Annotated in this window: 9 protein-coding genes; 4 read left to right on the top strand and 5 right to left on the bottom strand. The window is 68.9% G+C overall.

Translation table 11 applies throughout. The annotated features are described in order from the left end of the window. Positions 1-135: 135 nt before the first annotated feature. The 5 genes from dnaG to argA form a co-directional block, all read right to left on the bottom strand. Positions 136-2,019, bottom strand: a complete 1,884-nt coding sequence (dnaG, locus tag ACS5PN_RS08090; RefSeq protein ID WP_439463413.1) for a DNA primase — start codon at positions 2,017-2,019, stop codon at positions 136-138. 9 nt (positions 2,020-2,028) lie between these two features. Next, complete coding sequence (locus tag ACS5PN_RS08085) at positions 2,029-5,190, bottom strand: putative bifunctional diguanylate cyclase/phosphodiesterase (RefSeq protein ID WP_439463412.1); 3,162 nt, start codon at positions 5,188-5,190, stop codon at positions 2,029-2,031. Positions 5,191-5,491: 301 nt separating this feature from the next. Further along, positions 5,492-5,788 carry an H-NS histone family protein gene (locus tag ACS5PN_RS08080; protein WP_439463411.1) on the bottom strand — a complete coding sequence of 99 codons (297 nt, stop codon included), beginning with the start codon at positions 5,786-5,788 and terminating at the stop codon, positions 5,492-5,494. 428 nt (positions 5,789-6,216) lie between these two features. Continuing rightward, positions 6,217-6,495: an oxidative damage protection protein gene (locus tag ACS5PN_RS08075; protein ID WP_439463410.1), complete on the bottom strand. Its 279-nt coding sequence runs from the start codon at positions 6,493-6,495 to the stop codon at positions 6,217-6,219. A gap of 82 nt (positions 6,496-6,577) precedes the next feature. Beyond that, a complete protein-coding gene (gene argA / locus ACS5PN_RS08070; protein WP_439463409.1) occupies positions 6,578-7,921 on the bottom strand; it encodes an amino-acid N-acetyltransferase in 1,344 nt (447 codons plus the stop codon). A gap of 77 nt (positions 7,922-7,998) precedes the next feature. Between argA and ACS5PN_RS08065 the strand changes: the two genes are divergently transcribed. From ACS5PN_RS08065 to ACS5PN_RS08050, 4 genes are all read left to right on the top strand, one after another. Next, positions 7,999-8,391: a VOC family protein gene (locus ACS5PN_RS08065; RefSeq protein WP_439463408.1), complete on the top strand. Its 393-nt coding sequence runs from the start codon at positions 7,999-8,001 to the stop codon at positions 8,389-8,391. Between the two features lie 187 nt (positions 8,392-8,578). Continuing rightward, positions 8,579-12,421, top strand: a complete 3,843-nt coding sequence (gene hrpA / locus ACS5PN_RS08060; protein WP_439463407.1) for an ATP-dependent RNA helicase HrpA — start codon at positions 8,579-8,581, stop codon at positions 12,419-12,421. 197 nt (positions 12,422-12,618) lie between these two features. After that, complete coding sequence (locus tag ACS5PN_RS08055; protein WP_439463406.1) at positions 12,619-14,391, top strand: HDOD domain-containing protein; 1,773 nt, start codon at positions 12,619-12,621, stop codon at positions 14,389-14,391. A gap of 9 nt (positions 14,392-14,400) precedes the next feature. Then, the gene (locus ACS5PN_RS08050) at positions 14,401-16,779 is read left to right on the top strand and encodes a protein kinase domain-containing protein (protein ID WP_439463405.1); all 2,379 of its coding nucleotides are present in this window, start codon (positions 14,401-14,403) and stop codon (positions 16,777-16,779) included. Positions 16,780-16,851: the final 72 nt, after the last annotated feature.

Here is a 16,851-nt window from a genome sequence, read left to right as displayed (position 1 = left end):
ACCCTGATTGGGTTGCCCAGTGTCGCTGGGTGGCCGGGTCCGGCATTTCTCTGCCGTCACTCTTGTTGACGCGCGCGGAAAACACAAGATTATCAGCGATTTGGCGCTGAATTGCAAAACCGTGACGGGCAAACCCTAGCGCTGCACCCCGTGGCGCTCGCGCAGGCGGGCCAGTTGTTCCAGGGCGATGCGCCGTTCCTCGTCGGTCGCGCCGTTGCCGCCCGGCAGTGCAGCGGGCGCCCGGCTGCGCAGCGCCGCGACCGCCCGGGTCAGATCACCGGCCGGGTCGGATTCCTCGATGCCCAGTTCCTGGTAGCTGCGCACCAGGCGGTGCACGGCCTCGGCATGGCCGTCCGCCGCCAGGCCCGCCTGGACGACGGCCCAGGGGCTGACGCCGTGGTGGGTCAGATGGCGTTCCAGCCAGTGGATCAGCTCGCCATGCACGCCTGGGAGGTCGTGCAGCAGGGCCCTGTCCTCGTCGGGGAGGCCATCCCAGAGTTCGCTGTGCTGCAGCAGCAGGCGGGTGGCGTTGTCGGCGGCGGTGGCGGGGAGTACGCGCGGACCGGCGGGGCGCTGTTCGGCCTCACGGCGAGACTTCCAGTCCCCCTTGCCTTTCCACTCGCCCTTGGGCTTCCATTCGCCTTTGGGCTGCCAGCGCGGCTTCTCGGCCGGTTCGGTCGCCTCGGCGGCAGGGGCGGCTGCGGTCGACGCCGGCTCACCCAGCCAGAGCGACTGCAGTTCGGCCTCGGGCATCTGGCCCTGGCGGGCGATTTCACCGAGCAACTGGCGGCGCAGCAGGCTGTCGGGCAGCAGATTCCACAGCGGCCGGGCCTGCTTGAGCATGCGGGCGCGGCCTTCGGGGGTGCCGAGATCGCAGCCCTCGCCGGCCACGGCAAGCAACTGGCGCGACAGCGGCACCGCCGTCTCGACGCAGCGTTCGAAGGCCTCGGTGCCGAGTTCGCGGACGTAGGAGTCCGGGTCATGCTCAATCGGCAGGAACAGGAACTTGACGCTGCGCGTCTCCGTCGCATGGGGCAGGGCAGCTTCCAGGGCGCGTATGGCGGCGCGACGGCCGGCGGCATCGCCGTCGAAGCTGAAGACCACCGACTCGGTATGCCGGAACAGCTTGTGCACATGCTCGGCCGTGCAGGCCGTGCCCAGGGTCGCCACGGCATTGCCGATGCCGTACTGGGCCAGGGCGACGACGTCCATATAGCCTTCGACGACCAGGGCGTAGCCGCGCTGGCGCATGGCCTGGCGGCCTTCATAGAGGCCGTAGAGCTCCTTGCCCTTGTGAAAGACCGGCGTCTCGGGCGAGTTCAGGTATTTGGGCTCGCCCTTGTCCAGCACGCGCCCGCCGAAGCCGACGACCTCGCCCTGCACATTGCGGATGGGGAACATGACACGGTCGCGGAAGCGGTCGTAGCGCTTGGCGTCCTCGCCGGGTTCGGCGTCGGGCGTGATGACGAGGCCGGACTCGACCAGTTGCGGGTCGTCATAGCTCGGGAAGCCGCTGGCCAGCGATCGCCAGCCCTCCGGTGCATAGCCCAGGCCGAAGCGGGCGGCGATCTGGCCGGTCAGGCCGCGGCCCTTCAGGTATTGCACGGCGCGCGGCGCCTTGCGCAGCTGGGCCTTGTAGAAGTCGGCCGCGCGGGCCAGCACGTCGGTCAGGCTCTGCTGCTTCGCCTTTTCCGCCTTGGCGCGCTCGCGCTGCTCAGGGCTGCGATCGTCCTGGGGCACCACCATGCCGACCTGCTGGGCCAGGTCTTCCACGGCTTCGACGAAGGTGGCGGCGGTGTGCTCCATCAGGAAGCCGATGGCGTTGCCGTGCACGCCGCAGCCGAAGCAGTGGTAGGTCTGGCGGCTGGGGCTGACGATGAAACTGGGCGATTTCTCGCCGTGGAAGGGGCACAGGCCCTTGTGGTTGATGCCGGCCTTCTTCAGGTCGACGTGGCGGCCCACCACCTCGACGACGTCGACGCGGGCCAGCAGGTCATGGATAAAGCCAGGTGGGATCACCCGTGGATTTTAGAGATTCGCTTGCGAGCGGCCGCGCAACTGGCTGACCCAGTCGCCGTTGCCGAAGGCTTCCATCCATCCCGGCAGTGCGGATGGCGCCATGGCGGCAGCAATGCCGTTGCCCTGGCCGAGGCGGCAGCCCAGGCGCAGCAGCTCACGGGCGTGGGCCCGGCTTTCGACACCCTTGGCCAGCACGGCGCAGCCGATATTGCGCGCCAGGCCGATGACGCTCTCGACCAGCGACAGGTCCTGGGCATCGCCCAGCATGCCCTGCACATAGCTGCGGTCCAGCTTGAGGGTGTCGACGGGCAGGCGCTTGAGTGAGCTGAGGCGGGAGTAGCCGGCGCCGAAATCGTCGAGCGCGATGCCCACGCCCAGGCCCAGGCAGCGCTGGATGAGGGCCTGCGTGGCCACCGTCTCGACCAGGGCGTCGGATTCCAGCACGTCCAGGTGCAGCAGGTGGGCAATATCCGGGGGCTGGCGTTGGATGAGTTCCTGCAGGCGCTGCGGGAAGTCGTGGCGGCGCAGCTGGCGGGCGCCGACGTTGACGCTGACCGGCAGCCCTTTGCCGTCATTGATGCCCGCGCGCAGCCAGGTGGCCGCCTGGTTCAGGGCCTGCTCGATGACCCAATCGCCGATCTGCACGGCCAGGCCCGTCGTTTCGACGAGGGGCAGGAAATGCGCCGGCGCCAGCAGCCCGCGTTCGGGGTGCTGCCAGCGCAGCAGGGCTTCGACGCCCATGACCTGGCCGGTGCGCAGGTCGACCTGCGGCTGGTAGTGCAGCAGCAGCTCGTTGCTGTCCAGGGCCTTCTGCAGGCGGGCGACTGCGATGAGGCCGGCCTCGTCGCGCTGGTCCAGCGTTGGATCGTGGAACTGGATGCCGCCACGGCCGGCATGCTTGGCGCGGTAAAGGGCGTGACCGGCATGGCGCAGCAGGGTTTCGGGATCGGCGTCGTCCTGGGGGTAGACGGTGGCGCCCATGCTGGCGCCGATCTCGATGGCCAGGCCGTTGCCGGCACGGCTTTCCCGGATCGCCACCGGGGTGGACAACAGGCCCAGCAAGCGGTCGGCGGCGCGCTGGGCCTCTTCAGGCGTCTGCACGCGCATCAGCACGGCAAACTCGTCGCCGTGCAGGCGGGCGAGCTGATCGGCCGTGTCGGGCTCTGCACCGCGGGAGCCGCGCAGCGTGGCCTGCAAACGGCCGCTGAGCTGCAGCAGCACGGCATCGGCCACCATGGGGCCATGCTCCGAATTGACGCGGGCGAACTCGTCCAGGTCGATGAGGGCGATGACGAGCTTGAAGCCGTCGCGGTTGGCCGCGCCCAGGGCCTGCTGCAGGCGGCGCATGAACTCGTCGCGGTTGGGCAGGCCGGTGGCCACGTCGAAGCGCAGGCTGCGGCGCAGCAGGTCCTGCTGGCGCAGGCTCTCGCCGAGATCGGTCAGGCTCAGCAGCCGCCAGCGTGGGCTGACGCCTTCCGACTCCGGCACCGGGCTGAGCCTGGCGGCAAACACGTGCTGGCCGCCGTCGTCCAGCTCGGTCTGCAACTGGCCGCTCCAGGCCAGGCCGTCATTGAGGATGGCCTGCAGCTCGACAGGCTGATAGCCGCTGCGTTGCAGATTGGCGGTGCTCAGCGGCGTGGCCACGCGGCCGACCAGGGCTTCGCGGGGTGCGTGCAGGATGTCGCAATAGGCCGGGTTGACCTCGACGATGCGCCATTGGATGTCGACGATGGCCAGGCCTTCGCTGGCCTGCTGGAAGAGGGTGGCCGACATGCGCTCACGCTCTTCGGCCGTGTGGCGCCAGCTGACGTCCGCCAGCGTCGCGATGAGACCGCGGGCCCGGCCGCGGTTGTCACGCAAGGGCACATGGGCTTGCAGCTCGTGCCAGCGCCAGTCGCCGCCATCGGCCGCCAGCCGCAGCGACAGGCCGATGTGCTTGCGCTGCGGGTCGCTGAGCAGCTCGCGCAGGGCGCGCCGCAGTGGCTCGCGATCGCGCGGGTGCGCCAGGCGCACCCAGTCGAGGGGCGCGGAGCCGGCCGTCGTGCCGTCGACCGGGGTGGTCAGGGCCTGCCAGCGCGCGGACGCGTGGCGGCGCCCCTCCGGCAGCCGCCATTCAGCCAGCGCCAGGCCCTGGGCGTCCAGAGCGCTGCGCCAGCCGTCGCGGTCGCGCAGCTGGTGGTGGCTGAGGGCGATCAGGGCCAGCGGCAGCAAGGCCAGGCCGGCGCCCAGGGCGTAGGCAATGAGGCCCGCAGGCGTGCACAGCGCCCACAGGCCCAGCAGGCCGGCACCCAGCACGGCATTGCTGCGCGGCGAGGCCTGCAGGGCATGCAGGCACAGCAGCAGATGAGGCAACAGCAGGGCGGCGCCGGGTTGGGGCAGCCAGATCAGGCTTGCCTGCGCGATGACGGCCGTCGCGGCCAGCGCCCGAGCGGTCCAGCGCCCGCCGCGACGGGGGCGCTGGGTGCTGGCCTGCAGGATGGTGCCGAGGCTCAAAAGCGCCATGCCCCAGGCCGCTGCCAGGTCCAGCGCGCCGCTGGCAGCGTCTTTCCAGGTCAACCCCGTCGCCATCAGGGCGACCCCCGTGAACAGGCCCGCCAGCGTCGGCGCTGCGAGGCCGCCGAGCAGGCCGAAGAGCAGCACTTCGCGCCGGCCATTGAGCCGACCCGTCAGATGCAGGCGTCTCAACAGCGTGCGGTTCAGGGCGATGGCCAGCAGGGGCAGACCCAGCGCCGTCAGCACGGGCGCCGAGGTCAGCAGTTGCAGCGCGGCCACCGGATCGCCCGGCGAGCGCAGCAGCAGGGGCAGGCCACCGCCCAGCAGCAGCCCGGCCATGACCAGTGGCAGCACCCAGGCGCTCAGTCGCCACAGGGCCAGCAGGCCCAGGGCCGACAGCAGCATGGGCAGCAGCAGGTCCTCGGCCGGCATCGCCACGGCGGGTTGAGGGATGCGCAGCATCGGCGGCAGCGCGTCGGCGGCCAGCCCCCAGGCGGTGACCAGGCCGCCGCCCAGGCCCGCGAGCGCGGCGAGCCCGACGCGGCGCAGCCGCCGCCAGCCGCGGCGGTCATGGATGCGGCGCGGGCCGGGAGGCAAGGTGCTGGAGGGGGGCGCCTGGACGCTCAGGTCGGGCGCATGGCCGTCCACGGACTCCGGAACATCGGAATGCAGATCCATGGCTCAGGCCAATACCCGGACCGGCGCACAAGGGCGGGTGCCTGTGCTTGGCCGAATGAATCGGTGGCGACGTCCGGGCATTGCGGCAATCTCGTCCCCGCAATGACGCAACGACCTCGGGAAAACCCCCGAGATTTGGTGCGTGGACAGCGTGACGAAAGGCATGGCGCAGTTTAGGCGGGACCTGCACCAAAAAGGAAAAGGGCCATCCCGTAGATGGATGGCCCTGTTGGCGGCTCGCCGTGGCGAGCGCCGAAATGGGTTGAAAACCGGGGTCGAAACCGCGACCGGGGATTCTTTGTCAGACGGCGAAATCGGTCAGCTTGGCGCCGCCGGCAACGGCAGCTTTCAGCCACTTGGGCTGCAGGCCGCGGCCGCTCCAGGTTTCGCCGGTGGCCTGGTTGCGATACTTGGCCGCCACCTTGGACACTTTGGCCGGCTTGGGCGTGCGGGTGCTGAGGTCGGCGACCGTCAGGCCATATTCGCTCATCAGGGATTTCACCTTGGCCACCGCCTCGCTGCGTTCGCGGTCCTTGGTTTGGTTGATCTGCTGATCAAGTGCCTCACGCTGGGCCAGAAGTTCTTTCAGGGTGGACATGCTGCTATTCCTCTTGCGATTTGAGCGGGGGAGGCCTGCGACATTGGCTGCCGCGGCCTCGGAGGCTGGGCCCCGATGGCCGCGAGTATCTCCGTAAACGAATTAAATCGCGACGGGCCGGGTAAATGCAAGGGTTTTTCGTTGGCCGGTTGCGACGAGTTTTCGGTGATTTCGGTTAATTGCCGATTCGGCTTGAATGACGGCCGGGGTGGGCGTGACGCCGCGGCGGAAAAATCAAAGAGAAAGGGCCGGTGACTTTCGTCCCGGCCCCTTCGTGTATGCGAGCGGATTTCGCGGTGCGCGCTTATTCGGCCGGCGGCACGTAGCCCGCCACCGCTTCGGCACCGGTGCCGAAGAAAAACTGTTGTGATCGCATCACCTGCACTGCGTGCAGATGAGCGCTCCCCCAGTTTTTCACTGAGCTGCGCTCAGTCCGCTGGTGGGACATAGCCCGCCACCGTTTCGGCGCCAGCGCCGAAGAAAAACTGGTCCGCCTGACGCATCAGGTATTGGCGGGCGCGCAGGTCGGCGAGGTTGAGGCGGTTTTCATTGACCAGCATGGTCTGGTGCTTCATCCAGGCGGCCCAGGCTTCCTTGCTGACGCTTTCCCAGACCTTCTTGCCGAGTTCGGTATGGGCGGGGTAAGGCGGGAAGTCCAGCCCTTCGGCTTCCTTCTTCAGATAGGCACATTGGACGGTGCGGGGCATGGCGGACTCCTGAAAACACGAGAGAGAAAGAGAAACGGCCCGCACTTTAGCGCGCGGGCCGTTTGGGCAAGCCCGGCGGGGCTTAGTTGAATTTCTTGACCAGCACCAGCGAGCGGCGGTCCCAGTTGTATTTGCGCTTGCGTTCCTCGGGCAGCCATTCGGGGTCGACCTGCTGGAAACCGCGTTTGATGAACCAATGCATAGTGCGGGTGGTCAGCACGAAGATGCTGTCCAGGCCCATGGCCTTGGCGCGCTGCTCGATTCTTTTCAGCAGCCGGTCGCCGTCGCCCTGGCCCTGTACTTCGGTGGAGACGGTCAGGGCGGCCATTTCAGCCGTGCGGGCCTCGACGTAAGGGTAGAGGGCCGCGCAGCCGAAGATGACGCCGTCGTGCTCGATGACCGTGTAGAGTTCGGCGTCGCGCTCGATCTCGGTCCGGCTGCGCTTGACCAGGGTGCCGTCGCGCTCGAAGGGCTCGATGAGCTGGATGATGCCGGCCACGTCGTCGGCGCTGGCTTCGCGCAGGCTCTCCAGCTTCTCGTCGACGACCATGGTGCCGATGCCGTCATGGGTGTAGACCTCCTGCAGCAGGGCGCCGTCCACCGCAAACGGGATGATGTGGGAGCGCTCGACGCCAGCCCGGCAGGCCTCGGCGCAGTGGCGCAGGTAGAAGGCGACGTCGGTCGGCTCGGGGTTGGGGGCGGCCTTGGCCAGCATGCGGTCAGCGTCGGCCACGGCCAGCTCAGTGTCGATGGGGCTGTCGGGGTCGTCCGGATTTTCCGGAACTCCATTGACCTCGCAGACGAACAGCAGCTTGTCGGCCTGCAGTGCAATGGCCGTGGACGTGGCCACGTCTTCCATCGACAGATTGAAGGCCTCACCGGTGGGTGAGAAGCCGAAGGGTGACAGCAGCACGATGGCGCCGATGTCGATGGCGCGCTGGATGGCGGCGCCGTCGACCTTGCGCACCAGGCCGGAATGCTGGAAATCCACGCCGTCGACGATGCCGACCGGCCGGGCGGTCAGGAAATTGCCCGAAACGACCCGCACCGTGGCGTTGGCCATCGGCGTGTTGGGCAGGCCCTGGCTGAAGGCGGCCTCGATCTCGAAACGCAGTTGGCCGGCGGCCTCCTGGGCGCAGTCCAGGGCGACGGCGTCGGTGATGCGCCGGCCATGGCTGTAGCGCGGCACCTGGCCCTTGGCGGCCAGCTGTTCATTCACCTGGGGGCGAAAGCCGTGCACCAGCACGATCTTGATGCCCATGGCGTGCAGGATGGACAGGTCCTGCACGAAGGCGTTCAGCTTGCCGGCGGCGACCAGCTCACCGGGCATGCCGACGACAAAGGTCTCGCCGCGGTAGGCGTGGATATAGGGCGCCACGGCGCGGAACCACGGCACGAAGGTGTGGGGGAAGACAAGACCGGTCATGGGGCGGAATTGTGCGGCCTACTTGACGCTGTCATGCACGCTGCCGACGATGCGCCTCCCACTCCAAGGAGATCGCGATGAAGGACTACCAAGACGTCTACATGACCCCCGGCGCCTTCAGCTGGAATGAGCTGGGGACCCCCAACCCCAAGGCCGCCTGCGAGTACTACGGCAGCCTGTTCGGCTGGACGTTTGACACCATGAACATGGGCCAGGGCGACTATCACGTCATCAAGGTGGGTGAGGTGGCGGTGGGCGGCGTCATGACGCCGCCAGCACCCGGGCCGGCGATGTGGGGCGCCTATGTGACCGTCGAGAACTGCGACGCCACGGTCGAGAAGGCCAGGAGCCTGGGCGGCACCGTCTGCGCCGGACCTTTCGACATCCCCACCATCGGCCGCATGGCCGTGCTGCAGGACCCCCAAGGCGCCGTCCTCCAGGTCATCAGCTACTTCCCGCGCAGCGAGTAGGGCCTGCTCGCCCTGCGGCGGGCCTGCCCGAAGGGTTGTGGCCAGAAAGGCCGCATGCTGTGTTGCAAATCCTCGCTGGGCAGGAGCCCAGCTGGCGGTTTGCTGTCGTGCCTGCGGCCTTTCTGGCCACAACGCGGCGCGTTGCCGCAGGGCGAGCAGGCCCCACTTGCGGGACAATCCCGCCTCAATGAGTTCCGAACGTATCGAGAGCCGGCCTGTGCAGCCGGCTCTCTCCATTTCATTCCCAGAATCGCTGCCGGTCAGTTCCCGCCGTGACGAGATCATGCGGGCCATCGCCGAGCACCAGGTCGTCATCGTCTGCGGCGAGACCGGTTCCGGCAAGACCACCCAGCTGCCCAAGATCGCGCTGGCCCTGGGCCGTGGGCGGGTCAATGGCGGCGGCCTGATTGGCCACACCCAGCCGCGGCGGATTGCCGCCAGCAGCGTGGCCAAGCGCATTGCCGAGGAGCTGAAGACGCCGCTGGGCGAGGTGGTGGGCTACAAGGTCCGCTTCCAGGACCGGCTGTCCAAGGGCGCCTCGGTCAAGCTGATGACGGACGGCATCCTGCTGGCCGAGACGCAGAGCGACCCGCTGCTGAAGGCCTATGACACGCTGATCATCGACGAGGCCCACGAGCGCAGCCTCAACATCGACTTCCTGCTGGGCTATCTGCGCGAGCTGCTGCCGCGCCGGCCCGATCTGAAGATCATCGTCACGTCAGCCACCATCGACGCTGACCGTTTCGCCAAGCACTTCGAATCCGCCAAGGGCCCGGCGCCGGTGCTGATGGTCTCGGGCCGGCTCTACCCGGTCGAGCAGCGCTACCGTCCTTTCGAGGAAAGCCGCGAGTACGACCTCAACAACGCCATTACCGACGCCGTGGACGAGCTGTGGCGCGAGGGCGGCGGCGACGTGCTGGTCTTCCTGCCCGGCGAGCGCGAGATCCGCGAGGCGGCCGAGGCCCTGCGCAAGCACCATCCGCCCGGCGTGGAGGTGCTGCCGCTGTTCTCGCGCCTGTCCGAAGCCGAGCAGAACAAGGTCTTCGAGCCCCACGGCCAGCGCCGCATCGTGCTGGCGACCAATGTGGCCGAAACCTCGCTGACCGTGCCCGGCATTCGCTACGTCATCGACCCGGGCCTGGCGCGCGTCAAGCGCTACAGCTACCGCAACAAGGTCGAGCAGCTGCTGATCGAGAACATCAGCCAGGCTGCGGCCAACCAGCGCGCCGGCCGCTGCGGCCGGGTGTCCAACGGCATCTGCGTGCGGCTGTACAGCGAGAAGGAATTCAACGAGCGGCCCAAGTTCACCGACCCGGAGATCCTGCGGTCATCGCTGGCCGGCGTCATCCTGCGCATGAAGTCGCTGCACCTGGGCGACGTCGAGCGCTTCCCCTTCCTGGAGGCGCCGCGCCCCAAGGCGATTGCCGACGGCTACCAGCTGCTGGCCGAGCTGGGTGCCACCGACGACAACAACGAGCTGACGCCGCTGGGCCGCGAGCTGTCGCGCCTGCCGCTGGACCCGCGCGTGGGCCGCATGATCCTGGAGGCGCGCACCCGCGATGCGCTGACCGAGGTGCTCGTCATCGCCTCGGCCCTGAGCGGCCAGGACGTGCGCGACCGGCCCCAGGAGCAGGCCCAGGCCGCCGACGAGAAGCACAAGAAGTTCGACGACGAGAAGTCGGAATTCATGGGCTATCTGAAACTGTGGAAATGGCTGGGTGAAAGCCGCGGCGGGGAGGGCGAACACAAGCTGTCCAGCCGCAAGCATGAGCAGCTGCTGCGCGAGAACTTCGTCAGCCCGCGCCGCGTGCGCGAGTGGCGCGACGTGCATTCGCAGCTGCACACCGTGGTGGCCGAGCAGGGCTGGCGGCTCAACCAGAGCCTGGCGACCTACGAGCAGGTGCATCTGTCCATGCTGGCTGGCCTGCTGGGCAATATCGGCCAGAAGAGCGACGACGAGGACTGGTACCTCGGCGCCCGCGGCATCAAGTTCTACCGCCATCCCGGCGCTCACTTGAGCAAGAAGCCCGGCCGCTGGATCGTTGCGGCCGAGCTGGTGGACACGTCGCGGCTGTACGGCCGGGGCCTGGCCAACATCGAGCCGCAGTGGCTGCCGCCGATCGCGGGCCATTTGATCAAGACCCAGCTGCTGGAGCCGCACTGGGAGAAGAAGGCCGCCGAGGTCGTGGCGCTGGAGCGCGCGACCCTCTACGGCATCGTGCTCTACAGCAACAAGCGCGTGAACTTCGGCCGCGTCGACCCCAAGGCCGCGCGCGAGATCTTCATCCGCGAGGGCCTGGTCAACGACGATCTGCCAGAAGACCTCGTCAAGCAGCTGCCTTTCCTCGGCCACAACCGCCGCCAGATCAGCAAGGTCGAGGCCCTGGAGCACAAGTCGCGTCGCCAGGACGTGCTGGTCGACGACGAGCTCATCTACGCCTTCTACGACGACAAGCTGCCGCCGAATGTGTACTCCGGCGCGACGCTGCTGAAGTGGTGGCGCGAGGCCAGCAAGAGCAACGACAAGCTCTTGCAGCTCAGCCAGGACGAGCTGATGCGCCACGAGGCCGCGGGCGTCACCAGCGAGGCTTTCCCCAAGGTCATCCGCCTGGGCGGCGTGGACTGCGCGGCCACCTATCTGCACCAGCCCGGCGACGCCCGTGACGGCCTGACGGTGACCGTGCCGATCTTTGCGCTGAACCAGGTCAGCGAGGAGCGCGCCGAATGGCTGGTGCCCGGCATGCTGGCCCAGAAGGTGACGGCGCTGTTGAAGAGCCTGCACCAGAAGCCGCGCGCCCGTCTGACCCCGCTGCCGGACTTCGTCGCCGAGTTCATCGAGCTGCAGCCCTTCTGCCAGGGCGGTCTGATCGACACCCTGCTCAGGGCGGTGAAGGACCGCAGCCAGATCGCCGTGCAGCGCAATGACTTCAAGCTGGAACAGCTGGCGCCGCATCTCTTCATGAACTTCCGCGTCGTCGACGAGCATGGCCGCCAGCTCGGCCAGGGCCGCCAGCTCGCCGCGCTGAAGGCGGAGCTGGGTGGGCAGGCGAGGTCGGCCTTCCAGGCGCTGGCGGCTTTGAAGCTTCCTGCGGCAGAAGCCCCCAAGCCGGCTCCCGAGCCCGTGACAGGCAAGGGCATCCGGGCCGAGGTGGTCAAAAAGTCCGAGCCGGCGCGTGACGCCAGCCAGACCTACACCGACTGGACCTTCGGCGAGTTGCCTGAGCTGCTGGAAGTGCGCAAGGGTGGCCAGACGCTGATCGGCTTCCCGGCCCTGATCGACAAGGGCAACGCGGTCGAGATCGAGGTCTTCGACGAACCCGCAGTCGCGGCTGCGAAGCACCGCGCCGGCCTGCGCCGCCTGATCGCGCTGCAGCTCAAGGAACCGCTGAAGTTCCTCGAGAAGAACATCCCCGACCTGCAGCGCATGTCGGTGCTCTTCATGGGCCTGGGCACGGCCGAGGAGCTGCGCGACCAGATCATCGGCGTGGCCCTGGACCGCGCCTTCCTGGGCGACCCGCTGCCGACCGATGCGATGAGCTTCAAGAAGCGCATCGAGGAAGGCCGCAGCCGCTTGAACCTGATTGCCCAGGAAGTCGCTCGCGCCGTGCACGCGGTGCTGCAGGAGCTGGCCAACGCAACCCGCAAGCTCAAGGACTCGCGACCGGCCAAGGACGTCGGCGACGACATCACGGCCCAGCTGCAGCGCCTGGTGCCCAAGCGCTTTGCGCTGGACACGCCCTGGGCCCAGCTGCAGCATCTGCCGCGCTACCTCAAGGCCATCACGACGCGGCTGGACAAGCTGCGCGCCGACCCGGCGCGCGACACCAAGCTGATGAGCGAGGTCAAGCCGCTGGAGCAGCGCTACACCCGCCGCCTGGCCGAGCTGAAGGGCGTGAAGGATGGGCGGCTGGACGATTTCCGCTGGCAGCTGGAGGAGCTGCGGGTCAGCCTGTTCGCGCAGGAACTGCGCACGCCGCAGCCGGTGAGTGTGAAACGACTCGACAAGGTGTGGAGTCAGCTCACGAGCTGAGACCCGGTTCCGGCTGACAGCCGCTCTGAAGGCACGGGTGTACAAGGCCTGGAGCGTGAGCTGATGCACACAAGCGATGGAATGCGGTCGGATGGGGAGGAAATCCGTCGCATTTCGACGCTTGGCAGCAAGCTCGGCCCCTCTAGCCTGGAGTCCAATGCAGGGACACCAACTGTTACAGCCTGCCCACGTCCGCCGTGCCTGAAACCAGCCCTGCCGCCCCACCGCTGAAAGGCTTTGGCCGTTTCGAGCTGCGCGCCCTGTTGTCCAAGAGCGCACGCAGCCTGATCTGGCGCGTCTTCGATCCTCGCCATGGCCAGGAGCTGATGCTGTGCATGCCGCGCGACAAGCCCAACAGCGCGGCGGCCCTGGAACATTGGCTGCGCATGGCCCAGGGGGCCGAGCGCGTGCAGCACCCCAATCTCGCGCCACCCTTCGAGATCGGCCAGGTCGAGAGCTGGCCCTACGTCGCCTATGACCGCGCCCTGGGCGAGACCCTGGACGAGCGCCTGGCCCGCCAGACGGCGCCGCTGCCCATCGACGCCGCGAACTGGATCGCCCAGCTGCTGGAAGGCCTGGCCTTTGCGCACGAAGCCGGCCACGCCCACCGCGACATCCAGACCGCCAGCCTCATCATCGACGCCGGCGACAAGGTCCGCCTCGTCGGCCTGGAGGTGGCGCAGGAGGTTTTCCCCGCCACCATCGACTTCAATGCCGTGACCCGCCGCGCCGTGCGCGAGTCGGCGGAGGAGGACGTGCTCTGCGTCGGCCTGCTGCTGAATCGCATCCTCAGCGGCAAGCCCGTGCTGGAAGAGAACGACCTGCAGCATGTTGTGCAGCAGATGCAGCCCATCGGCCGCGAGATGGTGCGCCTCGGCTGGGAGACGCCCCACCCGATTGCCGACCCGCTGCGCGCCATCTGCAACCGCGCGACGGACCGACAGCTGCGCCAGCGCTACCACCTGGCGCGCAGCTTCTGGCGTGCGCTGGACGGCTGGCGCCAAGCCGCCGCCCACGACGACGGCGGCCCCATCGTGCTGCTGCTGGACAAGCTGCAGCGCATCGGCCACCTGCCGACCACGACCAGTGGCCTGCATCGCTTCACGGGCGGCTCGGGCCTGGAGTCCCAGCATGCCAGCGCGCTGTCGGAGTTCGTTCTGAAAGACATGGCGCTCAGCCTGGAGCTGGTGCGTCGCGTCAACAACGCGCTCAAGCAAAGCGGTCACCAGGGCGAGACCATCCTCAACATGCAGCGCGCCATCCAGATGCTTGGCCTGGACGGCCTGCAGCTCGCAGCCAACGCGCTCAAGCCCTGGCCGGGCCCGTTGGCGCCGGTGGCGGCCGAGATGCTGCGCCAGCTCATGGCCCGCGTCACCAAGGCGGCCCAGGTCGCCCAGGCCCTGCGCCCGGCCGGCTATGACGCCGAGGTCGTCCACCTCATCACCGTCATGCAGAACCTGGGGCGCCTGCTGCTGCAGTACCACTTCCCGGACGACGCCCAGCAGATCCGCCAGCTGATGGTGCCGCCCGAGCCCACCGAGGACCAGCCCATTCCGCCGGCCATGAGCGAGCAGGCCGCAGCCTACGCCGTGCTCGGCTGCGACCTGGATGCGCTGGGCGCGGCCGTGGCCCGCCACTGGGGCCTGGGCGACGAGCTGCTGCAGATGATCCGCCGCCAGCCGCTCGATGGTGCGGTACACCCGCCGCGCAGCGATGCCGACACCCTGCGCCTGACCTGCAGCTTTGCCAACGAGCTGATCGATGCCCTCGGCCTGCCCGAGGCGCGCCGTCGCCCGGGCGTGGATGCCGCGACGCGGCGCTATGCCAAGGCCCTGGGCCTGGGCCTGCGCGAGGTCATGGAGGCGCTCAACCCCGGCGCCAGCAAGCCGCCGGCGCCACCCGTCGCGGATGCGCCTGCGTCCGGGAGCGGCTCACTGCGCGAACGCCTGTCCGCCCGCGGCGGCTCCTGAAAACGCGCCATGGCCGACGACCTGCCTCCCCAGCTCGGCCGCTTCAGGTTGCTGCAGCGGCTGGGTGAGGGCGCGCAGGCGACGGTCTGGCTGGCCCATGACCCGCTGCTGGACCGCGAGGTCGCCGTCAAGCTGCTGAAGGCAGCCGCCGAGCCTGGCAGCGTCGACGAGTGGCTCCACGAGGCGCGCGCCGTCAGCCGCCTGACCCATCCCAACATCGTGCCGGTCTTCGAGGCCGACACCCAGGGCGGGCGCTCCTACCTCGTCTTCGAGTACGTCTCCGGCGGCACCCTGAGCCAGCGCCTGCGCGCCGGCCCGCTGCCGACGACGCCCGAAGCCGTCACCTATCTGCTGGGCATCCTGGATGGCCTGACCGCGGCCCACTCCGCCGGTCTGGTGCATCGCGACCTCAAGCCCAGCAACATCCTGCTCGATGCCCGCGGGCGGCCGCGGGTGATGGACTTCGGCATCGCTGCCCGCGTGTCCAACGACGCCAACGCCAAGTCGCGCATCGTCGGCACGCCGGGCTATATCTCGCCCGAGGCGGCGCGCGGTGCGCCGCCGCACCCGCAGATGGACGTCTTCGCGGCCGCCATCATGCTGGCCGAGATGCTGAGCGGCCAGCGCCTGAACCACGACCCCGATCCCTGGCGCACCATCCAGCGCGTCCAGACGAGCGACCTCATGCTGCCCTCCGGCCTGGACAGCAGCGTGGACGACGCGCTGCGCGCCATCGTGCAGCGTGGCCTGGCACGCGAGCCGTCGGCACGCTGGCCCAGCGCGGCCCTGATGCGCGACGCGCTGGCCGCCTGGCTGCGCCCGGTCGCCGAGCCGGATGCCGAGGCCGAAGCACCGGTGCTGGACTTCCTGCTGCGCCGCATGCGCCATCGCAGTGACTTCCCGGCGTTGTCGGACGCCATCGGCCGCATCCAGCGCCTGACGCAGTCCGAGAACGAGAGCCTGGCCAGCCTGTCCAACGAGATCCTGAAGGACGTGGCCCTGACGCAGAAGCTGCTGCGCCTGGTCAACACGGCCCAATACCGCCACACGGGGGGCGGCGGCATCAGCACGGTGTCGCGCGCGGTGGCGCTGATCGGCTTCGCCGGCATCCGCAACCTGGCCCTGAGCCTGGTGCTGCTGGAGCGCATGGAGAACAAAGGCCATGCCAAGCGCCTGCGCGAGGACTATCTGCGTTCGCTGATGGCGGCGTCCCTGGCGCGCGAGCTCAGCCCCAACCCGCGCGAGGCCGAGGAGGCCTTTCTCGGCGCCATGTTCCACCACCTGGGGCGCTCGCTGACCGAGTTCTATTTCCCCGAGGAGGCCGACGCCGTGCGCCGCCTCGTCAGCCCGACGGAGGATGGCCAGCCTCCTCTCAGCGAGGGTGCCGCGTCGGCCCAGGTGCTGGGCATGAGCTACGAAGCCCTGGGCCTGGGCGTGGCCCGCCAATGGGGGTTGCCCGACAGCCTGCAGCGCGCCATGCGCCGCCCGTCCGGCGAGCCGCCGCAGCGCCTGCTGGAAGACAACGCCGACCGCCAGCGCTGGCTCGCCCGGGCCAGCAACGACATGGCCGACCTCATCCTGAACACGCCGCCCGAGCAGGCCCATGCCAGGCTGCGCGCCATGGCTCAGCGCCATTCACGCGCGCTCGGCTTGAGCGCCGAGACTTTCGAGAAGGCCGCCGACACGGCGCGCCAGCACCTCGCCCAAATGACCGAGGCCCTGGACCTGCACCTGCCGCGCGACTCACGGGCCCAGCGCCTGCTCGCGCCCCTGGTGCCGTCGGGGCATGACTCGCTGACGGCCCACGAACTCGCGCCGACGATGGTCATGGAGCGCACCCTGGACACGCCGCGGCTCTCACCCTCGGACCAGGCCACCCAGCTGCTGGCCGCCGGCGTGCAGGACATCACCGACGCCATGGTCGAGCATTTCCAGCTCAATGCCGTGCTGCGCATGATCCTGGAAACCATTTACCGCGCCCTGGGATTCCGCCGCGTCGTTTTCTGCCTGCGCGACGCACGTGGCCAGGCGCTGACGGGCCGGCTCGGCGTGGGCGCCGATGTCGAGCGCCTCGCGCCGCTGCTGCGCGTGGACCTGACGGCCCAGCCGCCGGACCTCTTCGCGGCAGTCTGCCTGAAAGGCGCCGACACCCTGATCCAGGATGCGCGCGCGGCCAACATCGCGTCGCGCCTGCCGAGCTGGTTCCGAGGTGAGCTGCAGGCGCAGAGCTTCCTGCTGCTGCCCCTGATGCTGAAGGGCGCGCCGCTGGGCCTCATCTATGCCGACCACGCCGTGGCCGGCGCCGTGCAGCTGGGCGAGAAGGAACTCTCCTTGCTCCGCACCCTGCGCAACCAGGCCGTGATGGCCTTTCGCCAAGCCACCGGTTGAATCGGCGCGCCAGGTCCTACGCGCTGTAGGGCACATCCCACATTTTCTGAAGCTGGATGCTGACTGGTGGCG

This window comes from Roseateles sp. NT4 (assembly GCF_051857475.1).
In the GTDB taxonomy this organism is placed as follows: domain Bacteria; phylum Pseudomonadota; class Gammaproteobacteria; order Burkholderiales; family Burkholderiaceae_C; genus Pelomonas.
This window is presented reverse-complemented; position numbering and strand designations above follow the sequence as displayed.

Coding starts and splice junctions, on each gene's coding strand:
- ACS5PN_RS08050 (WP_439463405.1), top strand. CDS start 14,401: ATGGCCGACGACCTGCCTCCCCAGCTCGGCCGCTTCAGGTTGCTGCAG.
- ACS5PN_RS08080 (WP_439463411.1), bottom strand. CDS start 5,788: ATGTCCACCCTGAAAGAACTTCTGGCCCAGCGTGAGGCACTTGATCAG.
- ACS5PN_RS08075 (WP_439463410.1), bottom strand. CDS start 6,495: ATGCCCCGCACCGTCCAATGTGCCTATCTGAAGAAGGAAGCCGAAGGG.
- hrpA (WP_439463407.1), top strand. CDS start 8,579: ATGAGTTCCGAACGTATCGAGAGCCGGCCTGTGCAGCCGGCTCTCTCC.
- argA (WP_439463409.1), bottom strand. CDS start 7,921: ATGACCGGTCTTGTCTTCCCCCACACCTTCGTGCCGTGGTTCCGCGCC.
- ACS5PN_RS08085 (WP_439463412.1), bottom strand. CDS start 5,190: ATGGATCTGCATTCCGATGTTCCGGAGTCCGTGGACGGCCATGCGCCC.
- ACS5PN_RS08065 (WP_439463408.1), top strand. CDS start 7,999: ATGAAGGACTACCAAGACGTCTACATGACCCCCGGCGCCTTCAGCTGG.